Source organism: Bartonella vinsonii subsp. berkhoffii ATCC 51672 (genome assembly GCF_902825225.1).
In the GTDB taxonomy this organism is placed as follows: Bacteria; Pseudomonadota; Alphaproteobacteria; order Rhizobiales; family Rhizobiaceae; genus Bartonella; species Bartonella berkhoffii.
The window spans coordinates 1-1,481 of sequence record NZ_CADEAK010000054.1 but is presented as its reverse complement, the minus strand read 5'-3'; the positions used below and the strand labels follow the sequence as shown (position 1 = coordinate 1,481).

Annotated in this window: 3 protein-coding genes and 1 pseudogene; all 4 read left to right on the top strand. The window is 39.2% G+C overall.

The genetic code is table 11. From position 1 onward, the window contains the following. A pseudogene (locus tag J7R10_RS08100) lies at positions 1 to 238 on the top strand (hypothetical protein); the annotation flags it as partial. Further along, complete coding sequence (locus tag J7R10_RS08095) at positions 225 to 782, top strand: hypothetical protein (protein ID WP_010704903.1); 558 nt, start codon at positions 225 to 227, stop codon at positions 780 to 782. The pseudogene J7R10_RS08100 and the gene J7R10_RS08095, both read left to right, overlap by 14 nt. A gap of 38 nt (positions 783 to 820) precedes the next feature. Next, entirely contained in the window at positions 821 to 1,078 is a 258-nt protein-coding gene (locus J7R10_RS08090) for an AbrB/MazE/SpoVT family DNA-binding domain-containing protein (RefSeq protein WP_010704904.1), read from the top strand. Continuing rightward, positions 1,075 to 1,401, top strand: coding sequence for a type II toxin-antitoxin system PemK/MazF family toxin (locus J7R10_RS08085; protein ID WP_010704905.1), 327 nt, complete (start codon positions 1,075 to 1,077; stop codon positions 1,399 to 1,401). The genes J7R10_RS08090 and J7R10_RS08085 overlap by 4 nt, the downstream gene beginning before the upstream one ends. Positions 1,402 to 1,481: the final 80 nt, after the last annotated feature.

Genomic DNA, 1,481 nt, shown 5'->3' with positions numbered 1-1,481 from the left:
TAATGATGTACCTGCTACTGGTTTTGAAATAGCGATAATCATTGTAGTTATGTTGACATTGGTTGTATTTGTTTTGGAGCTGGCTAATGATAAAATAAAGATAAGCATACTAACTATAGTTATAGCTCTCTCTTTATCCACGTGGTTATTTATTTTGGATAAAGAAACACGTTTAGCATCAGCTAAAATTGGGCAAGATATTAGACAGATATCTGGGGGTATAAGTGAAAAAAAATAAAAAGAGGGAATGCTCTAAAATAGCAGGGCAATTAAGTGAGCCAAATGGATGTATTACACGTTCCAAAACGCTACGTGATCCTGTTGATCAATTGGCAATTGAAATGCGTGCAAAACGCTTTGGGTTGTCTATAGAAGATGCCAAAAATCCGCTTGCTGGTACCTATATCGGGCGGCTTTGTTTGCAAGGCGTGCTTACTCAAGACCAGTATGATGCTGCACAAAAATATCTTGAAGTGAAAAATGATTATTTGTGTGCAAAAGGTTTGCCAAGCGCTGTTTATGATGAAATACCATCATCTTCTGATGTCAAAGCGAGAGAGAAATGGGTGGAATTTGCAACAGAACAGTTTTTAAGCATGCAAGGAGTGATAAAAGAAGTACAAGCTTTAAATCGACAGCTTAATCTTCATGCGGCAATACAATATCTTGTTATAGAAGACAAAACATTACCACATCTTATGAATTCATTGCGTATTGTTCTTAATGCGCTACAGAAATATTTTACGCAAAAGCATAGCAAACCATTGAAAAATAGTCTTTAGAATGTTATATTTTTATATAATATTAGAAAGGGCGTTTTATGCACACAACAAAATTACGTAAAGTTGGAGGATCAGTGATGCTTTCTATCCCGCCTGCATTGCTTGATGTTCTTCACTTAACTGAAAATACCGAAGTTGGTTTGGCTATTGATAATGGCCGTCTTGTTGTTGAACCATCAGTTCAGCCGCGCTACACGATGGCTGAGTTATTAGCTGCTTCCGATTATTCGCAGCCACAATCACCTGAAGACCGTGAGTGGGTTGATGCCTCTGCTGTTGGGGGCGAGCTTATATGAGGCGTGGTGACGTCTATATGGTAGATTTGGAACCAATTCAAAGACGAGAAGAGCATGGGTATCGTCCTATCGTCATTGTTTCTCCTGATGATTTTAATCAAGCAACAGGTTTACCCGTTATTTTACCGATCACAAGTGGTGGAAATTTTGCACGCCGTATTGGATTTGCGGTTCCGCTTATGGGTACAAGAACAAGGGGTGTTATTCGTTGCGATCAGCCCCGTGTTCTCGATTTGGTGGTGCGCAATGGGCGTAAAGTAGAAAGTTTGCCAACAGCTATTATGGATGAGGTATTGGCAAAGGTTGTTACGATCTTTAGTTAATCAATTACGTGTAAGATCCAGCCTTTCAGAACGGACATAAATTGACAAGACATATGATCAGTTGCGCTGCAGGTTTTTCT

What these genes read in the sequence shown, in the direction of transcription:
- J7R10_RS08085 (WP_010704905.1), top strand. Translation starts at nt 1,075, where the DNA reads ATGAGGCGTGGTGACGTCTATATGGTAGATTTGGAACCAATTCAAAGA.
- J7R10_RS08090 (WP_010704904.1), top strand. Translation starts at nt 821, where the DNA reads ATGCACACAACAAAATTACGTAAAGTTGGAGGATCAGTGATGCTTTCT.